The sequence below is a fragment of the Streptomyces sp. NPDC086549 genome (genome assembly GCF_044746205.1).
Taxonomy (GTDB): Bacteria; Actinomycetota; Actinomycetes; order Streptomycetales; family Streptomycetaceae; genus Streptomyces.
The window spans coordinates 151727-174184 of record NZ_JBIVBS010000001.1 but is presented as its reverse complement, the minus strand read 5'-3'; the positions used below and the strand labels follow the sequence as shown (position 1 = coordinate 174184).

Here is a 22458-nt window from a genome sequence, read left to right as displayed (position 1 = left end):
GCTCTCCTGTTCCGGCGTCGGCCGGCTCCCGCCGCAACGGCGGGCATCCACCACGGCGCAGTCCGACGGTGCCGAACCGGCCGGAACCCATCACACCAGCTCACCCGCACCACCCCCCGGCCCCGGCCCCGGCCCCGGCCCCGCAGGGCATGTCACTCACGTGGCCCCCGCCAAAACGCCCCCGGCACTCCCGGCCGCAAGGATGCGGGCATGGGTATACGCATGCTCCACCGCCGGACGGCCCAGGCACGGACCACGGCACAGGCGGACACCGCCGCGGCCCCGTCCATGCCGCCCTCGCGGATCCCGGCCCTCGCGGCCGACGCAAGCACCGCCCGCATTCCCACCGACCTGACGACCGCCGTGCGCAAGGCGGCGGCGAACCTCAGGCGCCGGCTCACCACCAGGGCCTTCGGGGCGGACCGGGCGCTCGCCTGGCGCCACTGGGCCGACCTGGGCCGCGGCTACCTCGCGCTGCTGCTCACCCTGCTCCCGAGACCACGCCCGCCACGCAGGATGACCGTGTTCGTGGCGCCCCTCACCGAGCGACCGTACGGCTCGGCTCCGCACGGCCTTGGCCGGGAGCGGCAGGAACCCGGGCCGGACGCCAGACCCTGACCCAGGCGGCGTACAGAAGCAGCCCCAGCACCAGTCCCGCGCCCGCCCCGAAGCACACCGTCGGCACCACCTCCCAGGGCTTGACCTCGCCCCGGCCGAGGTACACCCACGACCGCGCCACCCGCTGTACCGCCCCGGCCGCCGCACAGGCGCCGATCACGGCCCCGGCCCACCACCTGTCCCGTACCGACAACAGCGGCACCCCCACCGGTTCGCCCGCGGGCGCCCGCCGTACCGCGTACGCGAGGAACGCGGCGATCACCATCGCGGCCACCGCGGAACCGCCGTACTGCAGGTACCAGTACAGCGGCACTCCCGCCAGTTCACGGCCCAGGACCGGGAACAGCCGCATGCCCCACCGGTCGTGGTGCGTGAACGCGTCCCACACGACGTGGGTCAGCGCGCCGAGCGCCGCCGAGACGTACCACCACGCCACCGAAGAGGGCCGCACGCGCGCGCGTGGCGCCCCGCAGCGCGACAGCGCCGCCACCCGCCCCTGCCGGGCCCGCGGCAGCAGCGCCACCAGCGGCTCCCGCGCCAGCAGCCACAGTCCCACCAGCGCCGACGCGACGAGCACGTCGACGGTGAAAACCCCGGCGAACGAGTGGGTGACATTCCCGAACTCCATCGCGTCCGGCCGGACACTCGCCGCGAAATAGGTCATGTCGGGGGAGAAGGAGCCCGCGACGAGCACCGCGGGAACCAGCCGGCCCCGGCCGGATCCGTCCCCGCGCACCGCGGGCAGGACGGCGGCCGCATGGCTGAGAGTGAACGGCAACTGGTCCCCCAGGAACGCTTGTCGGCCGGGCCGCCGGCCGGTGATCACGTCCGTCCAGTATGGGTGACGGCCACCCAGTACAACGGCATATGGCCAACTGGTGAATACCGGTCGCCACCGGGTGCCCCCGAAAAGGAAGTTGTCGTAGGGTCACCTGGGCCACGGTGCCCGGACGCATGGTCGAGGACGCCGCCACATCCATCGAACAGAGCAACGGGGGCAACCACAGCACCGGGTCAACCGTCAGAACAAGGCGAGCAGACAGACAGAGACGGGCGCTCGGGCGTCCACGGGAGGGGTTCACTCCATGACGGCGCATATCGGCAGGCGGCTGCGCAAGGGGGCGGCGACGACCGCCGTGGCCGCGGCAGCGGTCGCGGCTCTGTCCGCGTCCCAGGCTCCGGGCGTGACGACCGACGACCAGGGCAGACAGGCCGCCGCCGGCGCGTCCCTCCCGGCACCGGACGTGGAGTCCGACGACAACGCCACCGGCAACTCGCCGTACTACACGGACCTTCCGCCGCTCGACAGCCCCAACCCCAGCCCGTCATCATCGTCGTCGGCCGGCGGCACCCCGGTCGCCCAGGGCGAGGGCGAGGCGGGCATCCCCGCGACCGTCCTCGACGCGTACAAGAAGGCCGCGGCGGAGCTGCGCGACTCCAAGCCGGGCTGCAACCTGCCCTGGCAGCTGCTCGCCGCCATCGGCAAGGTCGAGTCGGGCCAGGCCCGCGGCGGCCGCGTCGACGCGAACGGCACCACCCTCAGCCCGATCCTCGGCCCGCAGCTCGACGGCAACGGCTTCGCGCTGATCAAGGACACCGACAACGGCCGGTACGACGGCAACAGCGCGTACGACCAGGCCGTCGGTCCGATGCAGTTCATCCCGTCGACCTGGGCCTGGGCGGGCCGCGACGGCAACGGCGACGGCGTCAAGGACCCCAACAACGTCTACGACGCCGCGCTCGCGGCCGGCCACTACCTGTGCCGCAACGGCTGGGACCTGTCCGCCCAGGCGGACGTGAACCGCGCGATCCTCAGCTACAACAACTCGCAGGACTACCTCAACACGGTCCTGTCGTGGTTCGAGTACTACCGCAAGGGCACCCACTCCGTCCCCGACGGCACCGGCAGCCTGCCCTCGGGCCGCAGCGACGACCACACCGGGAAGAACTCGAAGCCGGGCAAGGAGGCGAAGCCCAAGCCCAAGCCGAAGCCCGGCAAGCCCCGCGAGATCCCGAGCACGGACCCGTCCACGCCCCCGCAGACCCCCACCGACACGGTGGACCACCTGGAGGACGCGGGCACCGCCAAGCTCACCACGATGGCCGGGGACGCGTTCGACAAGAGGATCAGCACGCGCGCCGAGACCAAGGCGGGCAAGACCGTCGGCAAGGTCAGGGTCCGGTTCACCATCACCGGGGACACGGACGCCACTTTCACCGGTGGCGAGAAGGTCGCCACGATCGCCACCGACAGCAAGGGCGTGGCCCTCGCGCCCGCCCTCCAGGCGGGCGAGGAGACCGGCGACTTCAAGATCCACGCGGCCGTCGTGGGCCGCTCGGTCAGCGGCGTCGACTACCGGGCCACGGTCACCGCGCGCGCCGCCGACACCCTCGCCCGCACCAGCGACACCGCGCTGACCTGTACCCCGGGCGGCGAGTTCGCCGACCAGGTCGAGGTGAAGGCCACGTACCAGGGCGCCGTCGCGGACAAGGTCGCGGCCACCGCGACGCTCGTCAAGTCGGCGGACGACGCGACCGAGAACGACAAGGGTCCCTACTTCAAGGACGCCGACGGCAAGGCCGTCCGCACCCTGACGGACCTCCAGACGGACGCGAACGGCCTGATCAAGCTGCCGAAGCTGTACGCGGACGACACCACCGGGACCTTCCTGCTCCGCATCACCACCACCGGTGGCGCGACGCTGACCGTCGAACTGACGGTCGCCGCGGCCGACCCGTCGCCGAGCCCGTCGCCCAGCCCCTCCGCGAGCTCGTCCGCCAGTCCGTCCGCCGTCGCCTCGGCCAGCCCCTCGGCGTAGGACCGGCCTCGCGCCACAGGGCGCCCCTCCGCTTCGGCGGAGGGGCGCCCTCGTCTGTGTGCAACGTGTTCTCATCTCGCCCGGCCGTTGCTACGGTGCCCGACCTGACGACCTATCAGGAACCGTTCGCCGGGAGGCCCCGCATGCGCGCCCTGATCGCCGCCGCGAGCGGCCTCGCCCTCGCGCTCGCCCTGGTCCTCGCGATCACCGCCATGGGCTCACCGGAGGGCAGGACGTCCCCGAAACCGCTCCTCACGACGGTGCCCGCACACCCGTAACCGTCCGTCCGGGAGGGAGGCCGAGATGCGCCGCACGACCAGCCTGATCCTGCTCGCCCTCGCCGTGTTCTTCACGGCGCTGTCCCCGCTGCTGCGCTGGTACGCCTTCCCGCGCCTGGCCAAGATCCCCGCGAACCAGTACCAGGACGTGGTCCTGGAGGCCAAGGACGCCACTCTCCTCGACTACGGCACGATGAGGGCGAAGAAGGTCCCCGAGGTCACCATCGTGCAGACCCTCAAGGGCAACGTGGAGGCCTCCGACCGGATCGAGAGGACCGCGGGAAAGGACGTGGTCGTCTGGGACGGCCTGTCCTACGTCCGGGGCCCCGACGGCAAGATGGTCTCCAGGATCCCCGAGCGCTACATCTTCGACGCCCACTCCCAGGAACCCGTCCACGCCACCGGCGAGATGGTCGACGGCGATCCGGTCAAGCGGGAGGGCATCGAGTTCAAGTGGCCCTTCCTGACGGAGAAACGGGACTACGAGTACTTCGACGCGCAGACCCGGACCACCAACCCCATCCACTACGAGGGCACCCGGACCTTCCGCGGCGTGAAGGTCTACTACTTCGAGCAGACCATCCCCTGGACCAAGGTCCCCTTCCCCAAGACCATGCCCGTGCAGGGCATCACCCCCGAGTCGGTCGCCAGGACGGGTACGACGCGCTGGTACACCACGGTCCGCAGGTTCTGGGTCGAGCCCGTCACCGGCGCCCCCGTCTACGGGGAGGAGATCCACAAGGAGGAGCTGCGCGGCGGCAGCCTGCTGGGCGGCCGCGACCGGGTGACGGCCTTCGCGGGCGACGTGAAGATGCGCGAGGACTACATCGAGCACACCGTGGCGCTGGTCAAGCACAACCGCACCATCGTCCTGCTGCTCACGTCCTACCTGCCCTGGGGCTTCCTCACCCTGGGCATCGTGCTGCTGGCGCTCTCCCTGTACCTGGAGGCGCGCGGCCGCCGACCGGGAGACCCCGCGCCGGCCCGGGCCGCGGAACCGGAGCCGGTCAGCGCCTGAGCCGGGCGTTGGTGTGCCGGGTGGGCTCCGCGCCGGCCGGGTCCTCGGGCCACGGATGCTTCGGATAACGGCCGCGCAGCTCCGCCCGTACGCCCTTGTAGCCGTCCTTCCAGAAGGAGGCGAGGTCGGCCGTGACGGCGGCGGGCCGTCCGGCGGGGGAGAGGAGATGCACGAGCAGCGGCACCCCGGCCACGCGCGGCGACTCCTGCAGCCCGAACATCTCCTGCAGCTTCACGGCGAGGACGGGCTGCTCGGGATTCGCGTAGTCGATCCGGATACTGGATCCACTGGGTACGGTGATCCGCTCGGGGGCGAGTTCGTCGAGCCGTGCGGCCTCCCCGCTCGCCCAGGGCAGCAGCCGCCCGAGCGCCTCCCCGGCGTCGATCCGCGCGAGATCGGCCCGACGCCGGGCCCGCCCCAGCTCGGGCTCCAGCCATTCGTCCACGCGCGCGTGGAGGGCACGGTCCGACACGTCCGGCCAGGGCTCCCCCAGATGCAGTCGCAGAAAGGCCAGCCGCTGCCGCAGCACACCGCCCTCCGCCGGCCGGCGCAGCAGCCCGAACCCTTCCTGCCGCAGCCCTTCGAGAAGCGCTTCGCGTACGAGCGCGGGGGCGGCGTCCCGCAGCGGGCGCACCGCCAGCTCGACGGCCCCGAGCCGCTCCACCCGGCGCGCGACCACGTCCCCGTCCTTCCAGTGCACCTCGTCCCGCTCTTCGTACAGGGCCCGCGCGGCGAACCGCGCGAGCTCCTCGTCGACCACGGCCCCGAGCCGCACGCGCGCGTGCCCCTTGCCGAGCGGCCGGTCGGCCGCGGCGACGGCGATCCAGGGCACCCCGCGCAGCGGTGACCCGTCGGCGAGCTCGGCCCGCGTCCCGGAGAGCATGAGATACGACCCGCCGTCGAGCCTGGCGATCCGCTCGGGGAAGGCGAGCGCGGCGACGAGCCCAGCGATCCGGTCATCGCCCGCTCCTGCGCCGGCCCGGGCGTCCACCGGCAACTGAGGGTGACGGGTGGGCGGGTCGGAAGCCTCCTCCGAGACGACGGCCCGCAGCCGCCGAACCTCGGCAGCCCACCGCTTGGCGTAGGCGTCACCACCCCGCCGCGCGACACGCAGGGCCGACGCCAGGTCGTCCCCGTATTCCCTGGGCGCCTCCTCACTCAGCAGCGCGACGACCTCGGCGCCCCCGCCGGAGGTGTCCAGCAACGCCCTTCCCAGCCGGGGGTGCAGCCCCAGCCGCGCGAGCCGAACTCCCCGTTCCGTGGCCCGCCCGGCGGAGTCCACCGCCCCCACGGCCGTCAGCGCGGTGCGCGCCGCCGCCATCGCCCCGGCCGGCGGCGGATCCAGCAGTGCCAGCCCGGAGGCGTCCGGATCGCCCCAGCAGGCCGCCTGAAGCGCGAACGCCGTCAGGTCGGCCACCTTGATCTCCGGCGACGGAAAACGCGGCAGACGGACGTCCTCGGCCTCCGCCCAGCACCGGTACACCGCACCCGGCGCCTCACGCCCGGCCCGCCCCGCCCGCTGCCGCCCCGCCGCCTGCGACGCCCGTACCGTCGTCAGCGCGCTCAGCCCGCGCGCGTGGTCGACGCGCGGCTCCCGCGCCAGCCCGGAGTCCACCACCGCCCGCACCCCGGGCACCGTCAGCGAGGACTCCGCCACCGACGTGGCAAGGACCACCCGGCGACGGTCACCGGGCACCAGTACCGCGTCCTGCACCGCCGCCGGCGCCCGCCCGTGCACCTGGAGCACCTCGACGTCACCCAGATCACCCAGTTGTCCGGCCACCCGCGCGATCTCACCCACGCCCGGCAGAAAACACAGCACGTCCCCGGGCCGCTCGGCCAGCGCCCGCCGCACCACCGACGCCACGTGGGCCAGCAGCGCCGGGTCGACCCGCATCCCGTGCGGCGGCCGTACCGGACGCACCGGCGGAGCCCACACCACCTCCACGGGATGCGACACGCCCGCCGCCTCGACCACCGGCGCCCCGCCCAGCAGCCGCGCCCACCCCTCCGCGTCGGTCGTCGCCGACGCCGCCACCAGCCGCAGCTCCGGCCGCAGGGCCTCGCGCGCGTCCCACAGGAACGCCGCCACCGTGTCCGCGTCCAGATGACGCTCGTGGCACTCGTCGAGCACGACCACGTCGACACCCGCCAGCTCCTGGTCCCGCTGGAGGCGCTGGAGCAGCACGCCGGTCGTGACGACCTCCACGCGCGCGCGGCGGCCCACGACCCGCTCCCCGCGCACGGTGTAGCCGACGCTCTCCCCGACCTTCTCGCCCAGCAGCCACGCCATCCGTCGGGCCGCCGCCCGCGCCGCGATCCGCCGCGGCTCGGCCACGACCACCCGTCGCGCCGGTCCCTCGCCCAGCAGCCCGGCCAGCGCGAGCGGCACCAGCGTCGTCTTGCCGGTGCCGGGCGGTGCCACGAGGACGGCGGTGCCGTGTCCCTCCAGGGCGTCGTCCAGGGCGGGCAGGGCACCGCGTACGGGCAGGGCGTCCAGGGCGTCGTAACGGATCACGCCCCTAGTGTCGTACGGCCCCCGGAACCGTCCTCACGCGCGAGTGAGCGGTCCGGCCTCAGTCCCGTTCGCACACGAAGATCGCCGTGCCCGGGATGAGGTTCCCGCGCAGCGGGGACCAGCCGCCCCACTCCGACGTGTTCCAGGCCGGCCACTCCGGCTCCACCAGGTCCACCAGACGGAAGCCCGACGCCACGATGTCCCGGACGCGGTCGCCGATCGTCCTGTGGTGCTCGACGTACACCGCACGGCCGTCCTCGTCCTGCTCGACGTACGGCGTGCGGTCGAAGTAGGAGGCCGCCACCGACAGGCCCTCGGGGCCCGGCTCGTCCGGGAAGGCCCAGCGGATCGGGTGCGTCACGGAGAAGACGAACCGGCCGCCGGGACGCAGCACGCGGCGCACCTCCCGCAGCACCAGCCGCGGGTCCGCCACGAACGGCAGCGCCCCGTAGGCCGAGCACGCCAGGTCGAAGGACGCGTCGGCGAAGGGGAGCGCGCCGGCGTCGGCACACACCAGAGGAAACGATCCGCCAATGCGCAGTGCGTGCTGGAGCTGGCGGTGGGACAGGTCCAGGGCCACCGGACGGGCCCCCTGGGCGGCCAGCCAGCGCGCGCACTGGGCCGCGCCCGCGCCGATCTCCAGGACGTCCTTGCCCTTCAGCTCCTCGGGCGCGCCGAGCAGCTCGGCCTCCACCTCGTCGAGGCCCTCGGGGCCCCACACGAAGCGGTCGTCGCCGAGGAACGTGCCGTGCTCGACCTGGTACTCGTCCGCGTTCCGGTCCCACCAGCCCCGGTTGGCCCGGGAGCTCTCCGCGACCCCGGCGTCACGCCGGGTGGCATCCGGTTCTAGCGGTTCTGGCTCTTGGATGATGGGCTCCCTCGTCGTACTCTTCCGTGCAACCCCCCTGGGGCGTGTCGCGGAAGAGGTCCCTCGGGCCTGCGTGGCCTCCTGGGACGTTTCTTGTGCCGGGAATGCGGCGATCCGCCCCGGGTGTGCGCGTTCGCGCATTGACCCTGCCCGGCTGCCCCCGTATGCTACAAGTTGCGCTGCGGGCCTGCGCACCTCAGACGTAGCAGGCTGCGCTCGCATCTGTTGTATGTCCCCTCGGTTCTCGAGGCGCCATCACCAGTTTCTGGTGGGGCGCTTCCTTGGCTGTCCGGCTTCTTCAGAGCGAAACGGGCTCCCGGCGTAAGCAGTGCCTACGACTTCAATGTCCGTACCGGAGCCCTTTCCCACATGACGAGCAGCACCGAGACCACCGCCACCACCCCGCAGGTTGCGGTCAACGACATCGGTAACGAGGAAGCTTTCCTCGCCGCGATCGACGAGACGATCAAGTACTTCAACGACGGCGACATCGTCGACGGCGTCATCGTGAAGGTCGACCGGGACGAGGTCCTGCTCGACATCGGTTACAAGACCGAAGGTGTCATCCCGAGCCGCGAGCTCTCGATCAAGCACGATGTCGACCCGAACGACGTCGTCGCCGTCGGCGACGAGATCGAGGCCCTCGTCCTCCAGAAGGAGGACAAGGAAGGCCGCCTGATCCTCTCGAAGAAGCGCGCCCAGTACGAGCGTGCCTGGGGCACCATCGAGAAGATCAAGGAAGAGGACGGCATCGTCACCGGTACCGTCATCGAGGTCGTCAAGGGTGGTCTCATCCTCGACATCGGCCTCCGCGGCTTCCTCCCGGCCTCCCTGGTCGAGATGCGCCGTGTCCGCGACCTCCAGCCCTACGTGGGCAAGGAGCTCGAGGCCAAGATCATCGAGCTGGACAAGAACCGCAACAACGTGGTCCTGTCCCGCCGTGCCTGGCTGGAGCAGACCCAGTCCGAGGTCCGCCAGACGTTCCTCACGACCCTCCAGAAGGGTCAGGTCCGTTCCGGTGTGGTCTCCTCGATCGTCAACTTCGGTGCCTTCGTGGACCTGGGTGGCGTCGACGGTCTGGTCCACGTCTCCGAGCTGTCCTGGAAGCACATCGACCACCCGTCCGAGGTTGTCGAGGTCGGCCAGGAGGTCACGGTCGAGGTCCTCGACGTCGACATGGACCGCGAGCGCGTCTCCCTGTCGCTGAAGGCGACCCAGGAAGACCCGTGGCAGCAGTTCGCCCGCACCCACCAGATCGGCCAGGTCGTGCCCGGTAAGGTCACGAAGCTGGTTCCGTTCGGTGCGTTCGTCCGCGTCGACGAGGGCATCGAGGGTCTGGTCCACATCTCCGAGCTGGCCGAGCGCCACGTGGAGATCCCGGAGCAGGTCGTCCAGGTCAACGACGAGATCTTCGTCAAGGTCATCGACATCGACCTCGAGCGTCGTCGCATCAGCCTCTCGCTGAAGCAGGCCAACGAGTCCTTCGGTGCCGACCCGGCCTCGGTCGAGTTCGACCCGACCCTGTACGGCATGGCCGCGTCCTACGACGACCAGGGCAACTACATCTACCCCGAGGGCTTCGACCCGGAGACCAACGACTGGCTGCCGGGCTACGAGAAGCAGCGCGAGGAGTGGGAGCGCCAGTACGCCGAGGCGCAGACCCGCTTCGAGCAGCACCAGCAGCAGGTCATCAAGTCCCGCGAGGCCGACGCTGCCGCTGCCGCCGAGGGTGGCGAGGCCGCCGCTCCGGCCGCGACCGGCGGTTCGTACTCCTCCGAGGGCGCCGACACCTCCGGCGCGCTGGCCTCGGACGAGGCGCTGGCCGCGCTGCGTGAGAAGCTCGCCGGTGGCCAGAGCTGATCACTGAGCAATAGCTCTTGATCACTGAGCAGTAGCTCTTGAACTGAGGGCCCGCACCCCTGGGTGCGGGCCCTCAGTGCGTCTGCCTCCGGCTGCCCCGCCAACGTCTCTCGGCCCGCGGGGCGCTGACGACCTTTCATACGCGCGTTCGCTTTCTTGTGCCGTGCTGGACCGGCGCATGAAAAGCCGGTGAGCGGCGGCTGATCAGGGGCGAGGGTGGGAATGCCCACGTCCCGGGCCGCGTTGTCGCCTACGAACACGAGGAGGAGCGGTCACAGTGCTTGATCCGCAGGGTTTGTACGCATGGGAGCCGAAGGGGCTGGCCGTCGTCGACATGGCGCTCGCCCAGGAGTCGGCCGGCCTTGTCATGCTCTACCACTTCGACGGATACATTGACGCGGGTGAGACCGGCGACCAGATCGTCGACCGGCTCCTCGACTCGCTGCCCCACCAGGTCGTGGCCCGCTTCGATCACGACCGGCTCGTGGACTACCGGGCCCGTCGGCCGCTGCTCACCTTCAAGCGGGACAGCTGGACCGACTACGAGGAGCCCAGCATCGAGGTGCGGCTCGTCCAGGACGCCACGGGGGCGCCCTTCCTGCTGCTCTCCGGCCCCGAGCCGGACGTGGAGTGGGAGCGCTTCGCCGCGGCCGTACGACAGATCGTGGAGCGCCTCGGCGTCCGTCTCTCCGTGAACTTCCACGGCATACCCATGGGCGTGCCGCACACCCGCCCGGTGGGCCTCACCCCGCACGGCAACCGCACCGACCTCGTTCCGGGCCACCGCAGCCCCTTCGACGAGGCGCAGGTGCCCGGCAGCGCCGAGGCGCTCGTCGAGTACCGCCTCATGGAGTCCGGGCACGACGTCCTGGGCGTCGCCGCGCACGTCCCGCACTACATCGCCCGCTCCCCGTATCCGGACGCGGCGCTGACCGTCCTGGAGGCCATCACGGCCGGGACCGGTCTGGTTCTGCCCGGCATCGCGCACGCCCTGCGCACGGACGCGCACCGTACGCAGACGGAGATCGACCGGCAGATCCAGGAGGGCGACGAGGAGCTCACCTCCCTCGTCCAGGGGCTCGAGCACCAGTACGACGCCGCGTCGGGCGCCGAGAGCCGCGGCAACATGCTCGCCGAACCGGTGGACATCCCGTCGGCGGATGAGATCGGACTGGAGTTCGAGAAGTTCCTGGCGGAGCGTGAGGGCGACAGCTAGGCGGTGCGGCCGGTGGGTGCCCTGTCGGTGGCAGGGCCTAAGCTTCCGCTCATGCTGAAAGTGGGCCTCACCGGCGGTATCGGCGCCGGAAAGAGCGAGGTGTCGCGGCTGCTCGTCGAGCGCGGTGCCGTGCTGATCGACGCGGACCGCATCGCACGCGACGTCGTCGCGCCCGGAACCCCCGGTCTCGCGGCGGTCGTCGAGGCCTTCGGCGACGAGGTGCTCGCCGCCGACGGCAGCCTGGACCGGCCCAGGCTCGGCTCCATCGTCTTCGCCGACCCGGAGAAGCTGGCCGTCCTGAACTCGATCGTGCACCCGCTGGTGGGCGCCCGCTCCCGCGAACTGGAGAGCGCGGCGGCCGACGACGCCGTCGTGATCCACGACGTCCCGCTCCTCGCGGAGAACGGCCTCGCACCGCTGTACGACCTCGTGATCGTCGTCGACGCGCCCCCCGAGACCCAGCTCGACCGGCTCGTACGGCTGCGGGGCATGACCGAGGAGGACGCGCGCGCACGCATGGCGGCACAGGCGACGCGCGAGAAGCGCCTGGAGATCGCGGACGTCGTGATCGACAACGACGTGCCGCTGGAGGAGCTGGAGCGGCGCGTGGACGAGGTGTGGAGCGACCTGGTCCGCAGGGCGCGGGAATAGCGGTCCGGTGTCCGGGCGTTGAACGCCTCCAGTAAGGGAAGGACTTTGCCGTGCCCGACAGCAGCGGTTCGACCGGACGTACTCCGGAGACGCATGTCATCGACTTCCGTGCCGCGGAGCAACTGCTCAACGCACGGGACCCGCGGGGCGCGGTGAAGCTGCTGGACGGAGTCATCGCGGCCCATCCCGAGAACACGGCCGCGCGCCTGCTGCGCGCGCGTGCCTTCTTCGCGGCCGCGCAACTGCGGCCCGCCGAGCTGGAGTTCACCATCGTCCTGGAGCGCGAGCCGGACAACGCGTTCGCGCACTTCGCGCTCGCGCGCACCTATGAGCGGATGGGGCGCGCGGACCAGGCCAAGCGCCACTTCCGGCTGGCGGCCGCGCTGGACCCGAACCCGGAGTACCTGAAGGCCGCGCGGTTCGATTCCTGACGCGCGGGCGGGGTACGGGCGCGGCGTCCGTCACGGGTGCCGGTGCTGCGGAGGCCGGTGGAACGGCGGACGGCTCTCCGGCGGCCGGTACGGCGGACGGCCGTCCGACGGTTCGTACGGCGGGACGTCACGGCCCGGCTGGTAGTGCGGGCCCTGCCGGATGTGCCTGAGGATCATCGTCATGTCGACGGTGGCCACCAGCCACAGCACACCGCAGGCGGCCGCCCAGCCGGCGCGTCCGACGAGCGCGAAGGCCGCCGTGCCGAAGACCGCCCAGACCAGCCCCCACACGCTCAGCCACAACCGCGCCCGCAGTGCACTGCGCGCTGTCACCGGCTCACTGCCCGTACGCATCGGGATCACCACTCCTCCTTGCAACGTACTCTTCGCGGGCACATTCACCAAAGGGGGGACGGGTGGTCCCCGCTGTGGTCGCAAAGAGTTCCCGCCGCAATGAGGGAGAACTCGAACGAGTGAACTGCTGCCGTGCGGGAACGGGTGCGCGGAGACGGGCCGTTGTTCGGGCATGACGGTTGAAATGCGTGAGGGGTACGAGGGAACAGGACCCGGTGCGATCACGCCGGACGGCTGCGCGGTGGAGCTCTACTCACGGCTGCCGGCGGGGGACGAGCCGGACATCATCGCCGGTGCCGTACCGGCCGGTGCGCACATCCTGGAGCTGGGCAGCGGAGTGGGACGGATGACCCACCCCCTGCTGGAGCGCGGGTTCACGGTCACGGCGGTGGACGAGTCCGCCGAGATGCTGGAGCGCGTCCACGGGGCGCGCACTATACGCGGCGCGATCGAGGACCTCGACCTGGGCGAGAGATTCGACGTGGTGCTGCTCGCGTCGTTCCTGGTGCACGCCGGGGACGTCGAGGTGCGCCGGGGGATGCTGCGCACCTGCGCCCGGCACATGGCGGAGGGCGGCTGTGTCCTGATCCAGCGGGAGGGCGAGGACTACCACACCAACCTGCCGCGGGAGCGGGTCGACCCCAGCGGCTTCACCCTACGCATGGTGTCGGCGGAACCGGTCGGGGACGGGGTCAACTCGGTGCGCGCGGAGTATGTGTTCCCGGACGCGGTCTGGACGCAGACGTTCCTGGCCCGGCCGCTGACGAAGGAGGAGTTCGAGGGGGCGCTGGCCGAAGCGGGACTGGAGGTGGACGAGTATCTGACACCGGACCGGGTGTGGGTGAGGGCGGTCCGGGCGGCGTAGAGGGCGCCGGACAGCCGGGAGACGCGCGGAAATCCGGCGGGCGGCGATGAGTTCTGGGCAGGGGCCGGTCTGCCTCTGTGGCAGCAACAGGGACCGCTTCACCCAGGAGACTCCCGTTGATCGTGAGCGCCGGGTCACCGTCCCCCTGGGCGTCCCCCGAGATCGCCGGTGCCGCCCGGCCCCCGCAGCCGTTCCAGCTCGCGGCGGTCCCGCTTGGTGGGGCGGCCGGTGCCCCGGTCGCGCAGGCCTGCGGGGGCCATGACCTCGCGGGGCGGGGGAGGCGGGGAGTTGTCGACGTAGCACTGGGCGGCCACAGGGGCGCCGACCCGTTTGCGGATCAGGCGTTTGACGACGACGACCCGCTCCCGGCCCTCGTGCCGCAGGCGTACCTCGTCGCCGACGCGCACGGAATAAGCGGGCTTGACGCGCTCGCCGTTCACTTGGACGTGTCCGCCACGGCAGGCGGCGGCTCCCAGGGAGCGGGTCTTGATCAGGCGCACGGCCCAGATCCAGCTGTCGATGCGGACGGTCTCGCCGTTGGCCGGCCCGGCGGCCTCGGCGGCGGCCACTGCGGCGGCGATGGTCGGGTCCACGGCTTGGGTGTCGGCGGATCCAGCGCTGTCGGAGGCTCCAGGGGCTCCAGGGGACACGGGGGTCCCGGCGCTCGCCTTCTCGGTGGAGCCGTGCCCGTCGGCCGCCCGGTCCCGGCGCGCCCCGGACTCCCCGCCCGTGACACGCGTGCCGGCCGTCCTGCCGCCCCTGCCGGTCTCGCGGTTCCTGTTCTCGCCCGCATCCTCGGAAGCCATGTACCCGACCTTAGCTCCCCGAGCGGGGTGAACCGGACGTGTTTCCGCGGGCGACGGGAGGCGCGCCTCCGCGCCCACCCGTGCCGACGCCCGGACGGCCCCGACCGTCCCAGGCATACGGTGGTGCCATGGGAACCAGCGGTCTCCCCGCCCTCGACCGCCGCCTCGCCGGGTGCCGGGCCTGTCCGCGGCTGGTCGCCTGGCGCGAGGAGGTGGCTCGTACCAAGCGCGCCGCCTTCGCCGGCTGGACCTACTGGGGCCGCCCGGTGCCCGGCTTCGGCCCGCCCGACGCCCGGCTGCTGGTCGTAGGTCTCGCCCCCGCGGCCCACGGCGGCAACCGCACCGGCCGCATGTTCACCGGCGACCGCTCCGGGGACGTGCTGTACCAGGCGCTGTACGACGTCGGACTGGCCTCGCAGCCCACCTCGGTCAGCGCCGACGACGGCCTGGAGCTGTACGGCGTACGCGTCACCTCGCCCGTGCACTGCGCCCCGCCCGCCAACAAGCCCACCCCCGAGGAGCGAGACACCTGCCGCCCCTGGCTGGTCCAGGAGCTGGGGCTGCTGCGGCCGACGCTGAGGGCCGCCGTCGTACTCGGCGCCTTCGGCTGGCAGGCCGCGCTGCCCGCGTTCGCCGAGGCGGGCTGGACTGTGCCCCGCCCCCGGCCCGCCTTCGCCCACGGCACCCGCGTGCGGCTCGACGGACCGGACGGACCGGACGGGCAGGACGGCCTCGACCTCTTCGGCTGCTTCCACGTCAGCCAGCGCAACACCTTCACCGGCCGGCTCACTCCCGAGATGCTGCGGGAAGTGCTGTGCACGGCGGCGCAGGCCGCGGGGCTCGGAAAATGAGGTGAGCCCGGCGACGTAGGACCGCTACCGTCCACCGATGGCCCTCTACTCGGAGACCGAACCGTACGACCACGGCATGCTCGACGTCGGGGACGGCAACCACATCTACTGGGAGACCTGCGGAAACCCGCACGGCAAGCCCGCTCTGGTGCTGCACGGCGGGCCCGGATCGGGGGCGTCACCCTTCGCCCGTCGCTACTTCGACCCGGCCGCGTACCGGATCGTCCTCCTCGACCAGCGCGGCTGCGGCCGCTCCACGCCCCACGCGAGCGCCTACGACACGGACATGAGCGTCAACACGACAGCCCATCTCATCGCCGACCTGGAGCTGCTGCGCCGGCATCTCGGGATCGGGCGCTGGCTGGTGTGGGGTGTGTCGTGGGGCTCGGTGCTGGGACTGCGGTACGCGCAGACGCATCCCGGCGCCGTGTCCGAGCTGGTGCTCACCGGAATCGCGACCGGCTCCGACGCCGAGGTGGCCCTGCTGACCAGGGGGCTAGGGAAGGTCTTTCCGGAGGCGTTCGAGCGGTTCCTCGCCGCGCTGCACGAGGGCGAGCGTGACGGCAACCTCGCCTCGGCGTACCACCGGCTCATCGAGTCGCCCGACCCGGAGGTGCGGGAGCGGGCCGCGCGTGCCTGGACCGACTGGGAGACGGCGATCGTCCCGGCGCCGCCCCGCTCGGTGGCACGGTACGAGGACCCGGTGTTCCGCATGGGCTTCGCCCGCACGGTCACCCACTACTGGGGCAACGGCCACTTCCTCGGCGAGGGCGACGACGAGGGCGTGGTCCTGCGCGACGCGCCTCTGCTCAAGGACATCCCCGGCACCCTGGTCCAGGGCAGCCTCGACTTCGGCAACCTCCTCGGCATCGTCTGGCGGCTCCACCACGCCTGGCCCGGCAGCGAGTTGGTGCTCGTCGACGAGGCCGGGCACGACGCGGGCGCGCCGGGCGTGGTGGAGGCGCTGGTGGCGGCGACGGACAAGTACGCCCGCCGTTGAAGCGGTTCCGCGTCGTCCTGTTCGTGCGTGCGTGCGTGCGGTCTGCCGCCGTCGACCTGATCACCGCTCACGGCCGCCACACGTACCGCACATCCGGCTCCCGCTCCTCGTTGTCACCGCCGTCCGTGAACTCGACGGCGACGAAGCCGTGCCGTTCGTAGAAGCGGTGGGCGGGCTTGTTGACCTGGAAGGTCCACAGGGTGAGGCCCTCAGGGGTGCGCTCCTTGGCCAGCGCGACGAACCGGTCACCGATGCCGCGTCCCCGCCAGTCCGGGGCGAGGTAGAGCTGGGACAGAAGGTGGCCGTCGAGCACCATCACCCCCACGATCCCGCCCCCGTCGGCCGCTTCGGCCACCCAGGTCTCCCGCAGCGGCACGACCACGCGCTCGAAGTACTCGCGTACCTCGTCGTCGGTGCGCGGCCGAACGACCGTCGGCAGCGCGGCGGCGAAGGACCGCAGCCAGACGTCCGCCGCGGCCGGGGCGTCGGCATCGGCCGCACGGCGCAGAACGACCGTCGGTCCGTCGCTCACGGGCGAGCCCCCTCGGGGACGACGGCTGTGGCCGTGATCTCCACCAGCTGCCCCGTGTACCCGAGGCAGGCCACCCCGAGCAGGGTCGACGAATGCGGCCCGGTGCTCAGCCCCGACGCCTCGACCACCTCCCACACCTCGGAGAGCACCGAGGGCTCACTGCTCACCACGTACACATCCGTGACCACCACATGCGCCAAGTCGCTCCCAACCGCGCGCAGTTGCTCACGCAGATTCGCGATCACCTGCTCGGCCTGCCGCGCAGGATCCCCCGGCCCGACCACTTCGCCCTTCTCGTCGAGCGGCACGGCCCCCGCCAGGAACGCGAGCTTCGTGCCCGCCTCGACGACGGAGGCGTGGGAGTAGGTGGGCGGCGGGAAGAGACCGGGGGCGGTGACACGCTGGATCATGCGGGCTCCTGAGGTCAACTAGGGGCAACTTCCCGATCATCCGGGCCCCCGACCGCGCCCGCATCCCAATTTCGGACGCTGTCTGCCGGTTCACCGGTCACGCCCCGGCGTCGAAATCCCGGCAAAACGGCCGCCATGGATGATCACGGAATGATCTCTGAATCTTCACAACTCTTTTGTATGGCACGCACATGCAACTACCGTCCTCCCGTTGCAAGAACCTCAGTAGGGACGACATGAACAACCCGTACTCGACGCCGTCTGCGTCGCGCTCCGTGAACACCCGGCCGTGGTACAAGCGCAAGCGTGTGTGGGCGGCCAGCCTGGTGGTGTTCGGTCTGGGAGCCATGGGCGGCCAGCAGAGCGCGCAGGACGAGGTGAACGCGGCGAAGGCCGCCGCCGCCAAGCCCCGGCCGACGATCACGGTCACGGCCACGGCGACCGTGACCGCGATACCGAAAAAGGCCGCGCCCACGCCCACGGTCACCAAGACGAGGACGGTGAAGAAGCCCGGCCCGACCGTCACGGTCACGAAGGCCGCGCGGAGCGTCTCCGGAGCCGGTAGCAGCGGCAGCGGAAGCAGCGACACCGGCACCGGCACCGGCACCGGCACCTGCTCCATCACCTCCAACGCGGGCAACTGCTACCAGGCCGGCCAGTACTGCCGGAACAGCGACCATGGCGCTGTCACGACGACCGCCGGCGGTACGAGCATCAGGTGCAGCTACAGCTCGGGCGGGTGGCGCTGGACCTACGCCTGACATCGGAACCGTCAGGACAAGCGGCCGCTGCCGGGCTTCGGGTCGACGTGGGCAAGGCGCCGATGCCGGCGGCGCGGCGGCGGTCGTACAGATACTCGGCCGTGGCCGGGTGACTTCGTGTCAGTGCCCGGCGAATTGCACGTGGGTCGGCTGCAGGGCGTCCGGGCGTACGGCGATGCCGCTGACGGTCAGCTGTTCCCCGTAGATGTCGGTGAGCCTGAGGGAGCCGCCGCAGCCGGTGCCGTCCTCGGAGAGGAAGTAGTTGTAGTCGGTACGGGTCAGCGGACGCCAGCCGCTGCCGGTGCCGACCTCCAGCCTGGCCAGCGGGTTGCGGTGGCCGAGCGCCTGGATGCCGCACCAGTTGCGGCTGGAGCCGGTCTTGTAACGGATCGAGACCTTGTCGGACGTGGCGGGGCTCAGCAGCCTCCAGGTGACCGGGATCCGGCCGGCCGAGAGGGCGGCCAGTTTGGCGAAGGCCTGCTCGCTGAGGTCCAGTTGTCCGGGTGCGCACTCGGGGCACTCGTTGGTGACCCGCACCGTGACGGAGGCGCCGCCTGCCGCGCGCACCTGTATGTATGCCCCGCACGCCTTGGACGTCTCGTAGTCGGTGTGGTTCATCGCCGCGATCATCAGGTCGCGGCTCGGGCCGTACAGACAGGCGCCGTTGCCGTCCCCCGCGTCGTAGTGGGTGGTGACTCCGCTGTAGGTGACCCCGGGCTTGATCCGTCCCGCCAGCGCTGCCGCGCCGGAAGCCGGCCGCCGCGACGTGGCTCGGGGCGTGGCAGTGGCCGATGGCCGCGCCGAAGCGGTGGGCTTCCGGGTGGCCTCGGTGCGCGTCGGGGTCGGGGACACCGTGGACGGCTTCGGCTTCGGCTTCGGTGTCGGCGCCGTGGCCGGGACGCTCGTCGACCGGGTGCCCGCGGTGGGCGTGGCCGCGGCGCGCACGGTGTGGGAATCGCCGTCGGGGCGGAACGCCATCACCAGGGATATGAGGAGTCCCGCGGCTGCCACGGCGACGGCGGAGACGAGGGATGTGCGCCGCCTGGGAGCGGGGCGGCGGTGGGGAGAGGATGCCACGGATGAGTCCTTCGAGTCCGTACGCGGTTCTGGAGAACGCACGCTTCCGACTCACCAGTGGTCACAGGGGCCGGAAAGGTTGCCGGGGTTTCAGTGGCGGTGCGATGGGAGGAGCTCCGCCCATACTGTCTTGCCCGGCGCGGACATGCGGGGCGTTACGCCCCAGTCGTCCGCGAGGGCGGCCACGAGGAGGAGGCCGCGGCCGGATTCCGTCGGGGGACGGGGAAGCGGGCGAGGGCTGTTTCTCGGCACGGGTGTCTGTCACCTCGATGCGGAAGGTGCCGTCGGTCAGGGTCAGTCGGAGGTCGAAGTCCCGGCCGGGGACGTGACCGTGCCGGACGGCATTCGCCGTGAGTTCGGCCGCGATGAGGGTGAGCGCCTCGTTGGCGGCGCTGGTGCAGGGGTGACCCCAGTCGTTCAGGCGGTGCGAAACGAGGCGGCGGGCGAGGCGTGCGCCGCGTGGGGTGGACGTGAACCGCATCGTGAACTCGTGGGTGGGGTGCTGGTGTTGCCGGGCCGTCTCGTGCGGGGGAGTTACTGACTTCATGCGGTCAACCGTTGTGCACGGTGAGTAATCTTGACCAGGAGCGACGCGCTGACGGGTGCGGGCTGTACACGTCGGGGGCGCGGCTGTACGCGGTGCGGGGCGTGACGGTTCCTGGTGGGAGGAGTTGCGGCATGAGTGACGGGGTCCAAGGACCGGAGTACGAGCAGGATCCCGAGTCCGGCACGGGCATGCTGCACGTCTTCGGGCGGCAACTGAAGCTGTTCCGGGAGCGGGCGGGGCTGGATCGGTCGGAGCTCGGGGCGCTGGCCGGGTACTCGGCTTCGACGATCGCCTCCTTCGAGCAGGGGAGGCGGATCCCGCCGCCGAAGTTCATCGACAGGGTGGATGAAGTGCTGGACGCCGGTGGGGTGTTGAGTGCCGGGAAGGAGGAGGTGGCTCGGGCTCAGTATCCGGCGTTCTTTCGGGATGCGGCCAAGCTGGAGGGCGAGGCGGTTGAGCTCCACGTGTACGCCACCCATGCTGTGTCGGGGCTCTTGCAAACAGCGGAGTACGCGCGAGCCGTGTTCACCATGCGGCGCCCGTTGCTGGACGAAGAGACGGTCGAGCAGCGCGTTGCGGCACGGCTGGCTCGCCAGGACATCTTCTCCAGGGCGCCGATGCCCACCATCAGCTTCGTCATTGAGGAGTCGGTCCTACGGCGCCCGCTGGGCGGCTGGTCGGTGATGCGGGGCCAGTTGGAGCAGATGCACCTGCTCGGCCAGCGGCGCAACGTCGAGATCCAGGTCATGCCGACCGAGCGGGAGGAGCATGCTGGACTGGCCGGTCCGTTCACCTTGATCGAGACGAGGGATGGGCGGAGGATCGCGTATGTGGAGGCGCACAAGGACAGCCGCCTCTACACGGAGCGGAAGTCGGCCCGGGCGTTCGAGGAGCAGTACGGGATCCTGCGGGCTGATGCTCTCAATCCGCGTGAATCGCTGGTCTTCATGGAGAAGTTGCTAGGGGAGACATGAACGTCGAAGCGCTGACCTGGGTCAAGAGCAGCTATAGCAGCGGCGAAGGCGGTGAGTGCGTCGAGGTCGCCGTGACCTCGGGGGCGGTGCACGTCCGTGACTCCAAGGACACGAGCCGGCCTGTGCTGACCGTGAAGCCCGCCACTTGGACCGGGTTCATCGAGCGCATGGAGCTGTGACACGGCAGAGCCCCGGTGCTTGAGTTCTCGGGCGCTCCAGAAGAGCGCCAGGCGCTCGCGTTCCGGCATGGCGGTGCTCTCGAAATGTCTCGCGGGCGCGACAGCGCCTGCGTACGCTCCCGGCGACCTTTGTTACTCGCATGCCCCGGAGCCACCCCATGCCCGCCCTTCCCGACCGGACCTTCCTCGACACCACCGCCGACCGCCTAGCCGCACTCCCCACCGTCCGTGCCGTGGCCCTCGGCGGCTCGCGTGCTCAGGGCACCCACCGGCCCGACAGCGACTGGGATCTGGCCGTCTACTACCGGGGCCCCTTCGCCCCCGCCGACCTGCGTGCCCTCGGCTGGGAGGGCGAGGTTTCCGAGGTCGGCGGCTGGGGCGGCGGTGTCTTCAACGGCGGGGTCTGGCTGACCATCGACGGGCGACGCGTCGACGTGCACTACCGGGATCTGGATGTGGTCGAGCACGAGCTGGCGGAGGCGGAGGAGGGGCGGTTCCGGGTGGAGCCGCTGCTGTTCCACCTCGCCGGGATCCCGAGCTACCTGGTCGTCGCCGAGCTGGCGGTCAACCAGGTGCTGCGCGGGGAGCTGCCGCGCCCGGCGGCCTATCCGGAGGCGCTGCGCCGTACCGCCCCGGACCGTTGGTACGGCACCGCTCGCGCCACCCTCGCCTACGCGAAGGCCAACCACGCCCCGCACGGCCGACTCACCGAGGTCGCCGGCGCCCTGGCCACGGCCGCCGCACAGACCGCTCACGCGGTGCTGGCGGCGCGCGGCGAGTGGGTGACGAACGAGAAGCGGCTGCTGGAACGGGCCGGGCTGCGGGAAGCCGACGGGATCGTCTCGGGCCTGGGGCGCGGCGGGCTCGTCGCGGCGATCGAGCGGGCCGAGGCCCGCTTCGGGACGGCGGTCGCCGCGGCCGTAGTCGCCGAATAATCCTTCGAAATCGAGGAGTTGCCGCTGCTACCGTCACCGACGTGGCGAAACTCAACCAGATCATCGCAGTCGAGAAGGGCATCAAGTCCAAGGCTCACCAGGACCTGACCACAGCCCACCACGGGCTGCAGAAGCCCGCGTTGCTGGCCGGTATCTCGCGGACGTACCAGCCGAAGGACGAGGAGGGTGAGCAGTTGCCGCCCGAGTCCACGCGGGTGCAGGTCAAGGCCGAGGACGTGCTGCGCGAGACCGCGGCGACGCTGACACGGCTCTTCGACGTGACCGCCACGAAGGACTGGGCCAACTGCGCGGCAAGGGCGGACGTGAAGGTGGACGGGCGGGTGCTCGTCGCCGAAGTGCCCGTGTCCTACCTGCTCTTCCTGGAGAAGCAGCTCGTCGATCTCAACACCTTCGTGCGGAAGCTGCCCATCCTCGACGCCTCCGAGTCCTGGGCGCAGGATCCGTCCACCGATGCGTGGAAGACGGAGCCCGTGCGGACGCTGCGGACCAAGAAGGTGCCCAGGAACCACGTCAAGGCCGAGGCCACCGAGAAGCATCCGGCACAGGTCGAGGTGTACTACGAGGACATTCCCGTCGGGTACTGGACCACCGTGAAGTTCTCCGGTGCCCTTCCCGCCCGGCGCGTCAACGAACTCCTCGACCGTGTCGAGAAGTTGCAGCAGGCCGTGAAGTTCGCCCGGGAGGAGGCGAACGGCACCGACGTCGTCGACCAGCGGGTGGGTGACGCCGTGTTCGGCTACCTGTTCGGGTAGCCTTCAAGACTCCCCGGTCCCTTGAGACCGGGGTGCGCGAGGAGCGCAAGCTGAAGCTGAAGCTTGTCGTGACGGAGCGGTTCCAGTGGAGGTTCGAGTCCTCCCCGCGGCATTCAT

At 71.4% G+C, this 22458-nt stretch carries 24 protein-coding genes and 1 pseudogene; 16 read left to right on the top strand and 9 right to left on the bottom strand.

Annotated elements, in window-relative coordinates:
- Positions 1 to 210 precede the first annotated feature (210 nt).
- Positions 211 to 618, top strand: coding sequence for a hypothetical protein (locus ACIPSA_RS00810; protein WP_402627108.1), 408 nt, complete (start codon positions 211 to 213; stop codon positions 616 to 618).
- On the opposite strand, the gene ACIPSA_RS00805 is transcribed toward ACIPSA_RS00810, so the two are convergent.
- Positions 539 to 1396 (bottom strand): DUF4184 family protein, encoded by an 858-nt coding sequence (locus tag ACIPSA_RS00805; RefSeq protein ID WP_402629403.1) that lies wholly within the window; start codon positions 1394 to 1396, stop codon positions 539 to 541. The two genes, ACIPSA_RS00810 and ACIPSA_RS00805, sit on opposite strands and share 80 nt — an antisense overlap.
- Positions 1397 to 1703: 307 nt before the next feature.
- Between ACIPSA_RS00805 and ACIPSA_RS00800 the strand changes: the two genes are divergently transcribed.
- From ACIPSA_RS00800 to ACIPSA_RS00790, 3 genes are all read left to right on the top strand, one after another.
- A complete protein-coding gene (locus ACIPSA_RS00800; protein ID WP_402627106.1) occupies positions 1704 to 3437 on the top strand; it encodes a lytic transglycosylase domain-containing protein in 1734 nt (577 codons plus the stop codon).
- A gap of 143 nt (positions 3438 to 3580) precedes the next feature.
- Positions 3581 to 3715: an SPW_0924 family protein gene (locus tag ACIPSA_RS00795; protein WP_402627103.1), complete on the top strand. Its 135-nt coding sequence runs from the start codon at positions 3581 to 3583 to the stop codon at positions 3713 to 3715.
- A gap of 25 nt (positions 3716 to 3740) precedes the next feature.
- Positions 3741 to 4733: a DUF3068 domain-containing protein gene (locus ACIPSA_RS00790; RefSeq protein ID WP_402627100.1), complete on the top strand. Its 993-nt coding sequence runs from the start codon at positions 3741 to 3743 to the stop codon at positions 4731 to 4733.
- Here ACIPSA_RS00790 and hrpB read toward each other — a convergent pair.
- Together hrpB and ACIPSA_RS00780 are read right to left on the bottom strand one after the other, a co-directional pair.
- Positions 4723 to 7251, bottom strand: a complete 2529-nt coding sequence (gene hrpB / locus ACIPSA_RS00785) for an ATP-dependent helicase HrpB (RefSeq protein WP_402627097.1) — start codon at positions 7249 to 7251, stop codon at positions 4723 to 4725. The two genes, ACIPSA_RS00790 and hrpB, sit on opposite strands and share 11 nt — an antisense overlap.
- Before the next feature lie 58 nt (positions 7252 to 7309).
- Positions 7310 to 8260: a class I SAM-dependent methyltransferase gene (locus ACIPSA_RS00780; RefSeq protein ID WP_402627094.1), complete on the bottom strand. Its 951-nt coding sequence runs from the start codon at positions 8258 to 8260 to the stop codon at positions 7310 to 7312.
- Positions 8261 to 8488: 228 nt separating this feature from the next.
- Between ACIPSA_RS00780 and rpsA the strand changes: the two genes are divergently transcribed.
- The 4 genes from rpsA to ACIPSA_RS00760 all read left to right on the top strand — a co-directional run bounded on the left by rpsA (position 8489) and on the right by ACIPSA_RS00760 (position 12277).
- Positions 8489 to 9979: a 30S ribosomal protein S1 gene (gene rpsA / locus ACIPSA_RS00775; RefSeq protein ID WP_402627092.1), complete on the top strand. Its 1491-nt coding sequence runs from the start codon at positions 8489 to 8491 to the stop codon at positions 9977 to 9979.
- A 277-nt stretch (positions 9980 to 10256) separates the two neighbouring features.
- Positions 10257 to 11195 carry a PAC2 family protein gene (locus tag ACIPSA_RS00770; protein ID WP_402627090.1) on the top strand — a complete coding sequence of 313 codons (939 nt, stop codon included), beginning with the start codon at positions 10257 to 10259 and terminating at the stop codon, positions 11193 to 11195.
- 51 nt (positions 11196 to 11246) lie between these two features.
- Complete coding sequence (gene coaE / locus ACIPSA_RS00765; RefSeq protein ID WP_402627087.1) at positions 11247 to 11846, top strand: dephospho-CoA kinase; 600 nt, start codon at positions 11247 to 11249, stop codon at positions 11844 to 11846.
- A gap of 50 nt (positions 11847 to 11896) precedes the next feature.
- Positions 11897 to 12277 (top strand): tetratricopeptide repeat protein, encoded by a 381-nt coding sequence (locus ACIPSA_RS00760; RefSeq protein ID WP_402627084.1) that lies wholly within the window; start codon positions 11897 to 11899, stop codon positions 12275 to 12277.
- Between the two features lie 93 nt (positions 12278 to 12370).
- Here ACIPSA_RS00760 and ACIPSA_RS00755 read toward each other — a convergent pair.
- A pseudogene (locus ACIPSA_RS00755) lies at positions 12371 to 12631 on the bottom strand (DUF6343 family protein); the annotation flags it as partial.
- Between the two features lie 172 nt (positions 12632 to 12803).
- Here ACIPSA_RS00755 and ACIPSA_RS00750 point away from each other — a divergent pair.
- On the top strand, positions 12804 to 13496 hold the full coding sequence (locus ACIPSA_RS00750; protein WP_402627081.1) for a class I SAM-dependent methyltransferase: 693 nt from the start codon (positions 12804 to 12806) through the stop codon (positions 13494 to 13496).
- A gap of 134 nt (positions 13497 to 13630) precedes the next feature.
- Here the strand turns inward: ACIPSA_RS00750 and ACIPSA_RS00745 are convergent, their stop codons facing one another.
- Positions 13631 to 14146: an RNA-binding S4 domain-containing protein gene (locus ACIPSA_RS00745; protein WP_402629398.1), complete on the bottom strand. Its 516-nt coding sequence runs from the start codon at positions 14144 to 14146 to the stop codon at positions 13631 to 13633.
- A gap of 284 nt (positions 14147 to 14430) precedes the next feature.
- On the opposite strand from ACIPSA_RS00745, the gene ACIPSA_RS00740 reads away from it, so the two are divergent.
- Positions 14431 to 15153, top strand: coding sequence for a uracil-DNA glycosylase (locus ACIPSA_RS00740; RefSeq protein ID WP_402627078.1), 723 nt, complete (start codon positions 14431 to 14433; stop codon positions 15151 to 15153).
- A gap of 37 nt (positions 15154 to 15190) precedes the next feature.
- Positions 15191 to 16153 (top strand): prolyl aminopeptidase, encoded by a 963-nt coding sequence (gene pip, locus ACIPSA_RS00735; protein WP_402627075.1) that lies wholly within the window; start codon positions 15191 to 15193, stop codon positions 16151 to 16153.
- A 67-nt stretch (positions 16154 to 16220) separates the two neighbouring features.
- On the opposite strand, the gene ACIPSA_RS00730 is transcribed toward pip, so the two are convergent.
- Both ACIPSA_RS00730 and ACIPSA_RS00725 read right to left on the bottom strand, forming a co-directional pair.
- Positions 16221 to 16685: a GNAT family N-acetyltransferase gene (locus ACIPSA_RS00730; protein WP_402627072.1), complete on the bottom strand. Its 465-nt coding sequence runs from the start codon at positions 16683 to 16685 to the stop codon at positions 16221 to 16223.
- Entirely contained in the window at positions 16682 to 17095 is a 414-nt protein-coding gene (locus ACIPSA_RS00725) for a RidA family protein (RefSeq protein ID WP_402627069.1), read from the bottom strand. The genes ACIPSA_RS00730 and ACIPSA_RS00725 overlap by 4 nt, the downstream gene beginning before the upstream one ends.
- Before the next feature lie 236 nt (positions 17096 to 17331).
- Between ACIPSA_RS00725 and ACIPSA_RS00720 the strand changes: the two genes are divergently transcribed.
- Entirely contained in the window at positions 17332 to 17856 is a 525-nt protein-coding gene (locus ACIPSA_RS00720) for a hypothetical protein (RefSeq protein WP_402627067.1), read from the top strand.
- 120 nt (positions 17857 to 17976) lie between these two features.
- Here ACIPSA_RS00720 and ACIPSA_RS00715 read toward each other — a convergent pair whose 3' ends face one another.
- Positions 17977 to 18933 (bottom strand): expansin EXLX1 family cellulose-binding protein, encoded by a 957-nt coding sequence (locus ACIPSA_RS00715; protein WP_402627064.1) that lies wholly within the window; start codon positions 18931 to 18933, stop codon positions 17977 to 17979.
- 61 nt (positions 18934 to 18994) lie between these two features.
- Positions 18995 to 19414, bottom strand: a complete 420-nt coding sequence (locus ACIPSA_RS00710) for an ATP-binding protein (protein ID WP_402629395.1) — start codon at positions 19412 to 19414, stop codon at positions 18995 to 18997.
- A gap of 197 nt (positions 19415 to 19611) precedes the next feature.
- On the opposite strand from ACIPSA_RS00710, the gene ACIPSA_RS00705 reads away from it, so the two are divergent.
- The 4 genes from ACIPSA_RS00705 to ACIPSA_RS00690 all read left to right on the top strand — a co-directional run bounded on the left by ACIPSA_RS00705 (position 19612) and on the right by ACIPSA_RS00690 (position 22341).
- Positions 19612 to 20454 carry a helix-turn-helix domain-containing protein gene (locus ACIPSA_RS00705; protein ID WP_402627061.1) on the top strand — a complete coding sequence of 281 codons (843 nt, stop codon included), beginning with the start codon at positions 19612 to 19614 and terminating at the stop codon, positions 20452 to 20454.
- Complete coding sequence (locus ACIPSA_RS00700; protein WP_402627059.1) at positions 20451 to 20633, top strand: DUF397 domain-containing protein; 183 nt, start codon at positions 20451 to 20453, stop codon at positions 20631 to 20633. Before ACIPSA_RS00705 ends, ACIPSA_RS00700 begins: the two co-directional genes overlap by 4 nt.
- A gap of 158 nt (positions 20634 to 20791) precedes the next feature.
- Positions 20792 to 21568 carry a nucleotidyltransferase domain-containing protein gene (locus ACIPSA_RS00695; RefSeq protein ID WP_402627057.1) on the top strand — a complete coding sequence of 259 codons (777 nt, stop codon included), beginning with the start codon at positions 20792 to 20794 and terminating at the stop codon, positions 21566 to 21568.
- Positions 21569 to 21609: 41 nt separating this feature from the next.
- The gene (locus ACIPSA_RS00690; protein ID WP_402627054.1) at positions 21610 to 22341 is read left to right on the top strand and encodes a hypothetical protein; all 732 of its coding nucleotides are present in this window, start codon (positions 21610 to 21612) and stop codon (positions 22339 to 22341) included.
- The last annotated feature ends 117 nt before the right edge of the window (positions 22342 to 22458 follow it).

Excerpts from the sequence above, each read along its gene's own strand:
- rpsA (WP_402627092.1), top strand. The coding sequence starts at position 8,489 with ATGACGAGCAGCACCGAGACCACCGCCACCACCCCGCAGGTTGCGGTC.
- ACIPSA_RS00800 (WP_402627106.1), top strand. The coding sequence starts at position 1,704 with ATGACGGCGCATATCGGCAGGCGGCTGCGCAAGGGGGCGGCGACGACC.
- ACIPSA_RS00705 (WP_402627061.1), top strand. The coding sequence starts at position 19,612 with ATGAGTGACGGGGTCCAAGGACCGGAGTACGAGCAGGATCCCGAGTCC.
- ACIPSA_RS00810 (WP_402627108.1), top strand. The coding sequence starts at position 211 with ATGGGTATACGCATGCTCCACCGCCGGACGGCCCAGGCACGGACCACG.
- ACIPSA_RS00780 (WP_402627094.1), bottom strand. The coding sequence starts at position 8,260 with ATGCGCGAACGCGCACACCCGGGGCGGATCGCCGCATTCCCGGCACAA.
- ACIPSA_RS00740 (WP_402627078.1), top strand. The coding sequence starts at position 14,431 with ATGGGAACCAGCGGTCTCCCCGCCCTCGACCGCCGCCTCGCCGGGTGC.
- ACIPSA_RS00700 (WP_402627059.1), top strand. The coding sequence starts at position 20,451 with ATGAACGTCGAAGCGCTGACCTGGGTCAAGAGCAGCTATAGCAGCGGC.
- ACIPSA_RS00795 (WP_402627103.1), top strand. The coding sequence starts at position 3,581 with ATGCGCGCCCTGATCGCCGCCGCGAGCGGCCTCGCCCTCGCGCTCGCC.
- ACIPSA_RS00725 (WP_402627069.1), bottom strand. The coding sequence starts at position 17,095 with ATGATCCAGCGTGTCACCGCCCCCGGTCTCTTCCCGCCGCCCACCTAC.
- ACIPSA_RS00790 (WP_402627100.1), top strand. The coding sequence starts at position 3,741 with ATGCGCCGCACGACCAGCCTGATCCTGCTCGCCCTCGCCGTGTTCTTC.
- coaE (WP_402627087.1), top strand. The coding sequence starts at position 11,247 with ATGCTGAAAGTGGGCCTCACCGGCGGTATCGGCGCCGGAAAGAGCGAG.
- ACIPSA_RS00720 (WP_402627067.1), top strand. The coding sequence starts at position 17,332 with ATGAACAACCCGTACTCGACGCCGTCTGCGTCGCGCTCCGTGAACACC.
- ACIPSA_RS00710 (WP_402629395.1), bottom strand. The coding sequence starts at position 19,414 with ATGCGGTTCACGTCCACCCCACGCGGCGCACGCCTCGCCCGCCGCCTC.
- ACIPSA_RS00750 (WP_402627081.1), top strand. The coding sequence starts at position 12,804 with ATGACGGTTGAAATGCGTGAGGGGTACGAGGGAACAGGACCCGGTGCG.
- ACIPSA_RS00695 (WP_402627057.1), top strand. The coding sequence starts at position 20,792 with ATGCCCGCCCTTCCCGACCGGACCTTCCTCGACACCACCGCCGACCGC.
- pip (WP_402627075.1), top strand. The coding sequence starts at position 15,191 with ATGGCCCTCTACTCGGAGACCGAACCGTACGACCACGGCATGCTCGAC.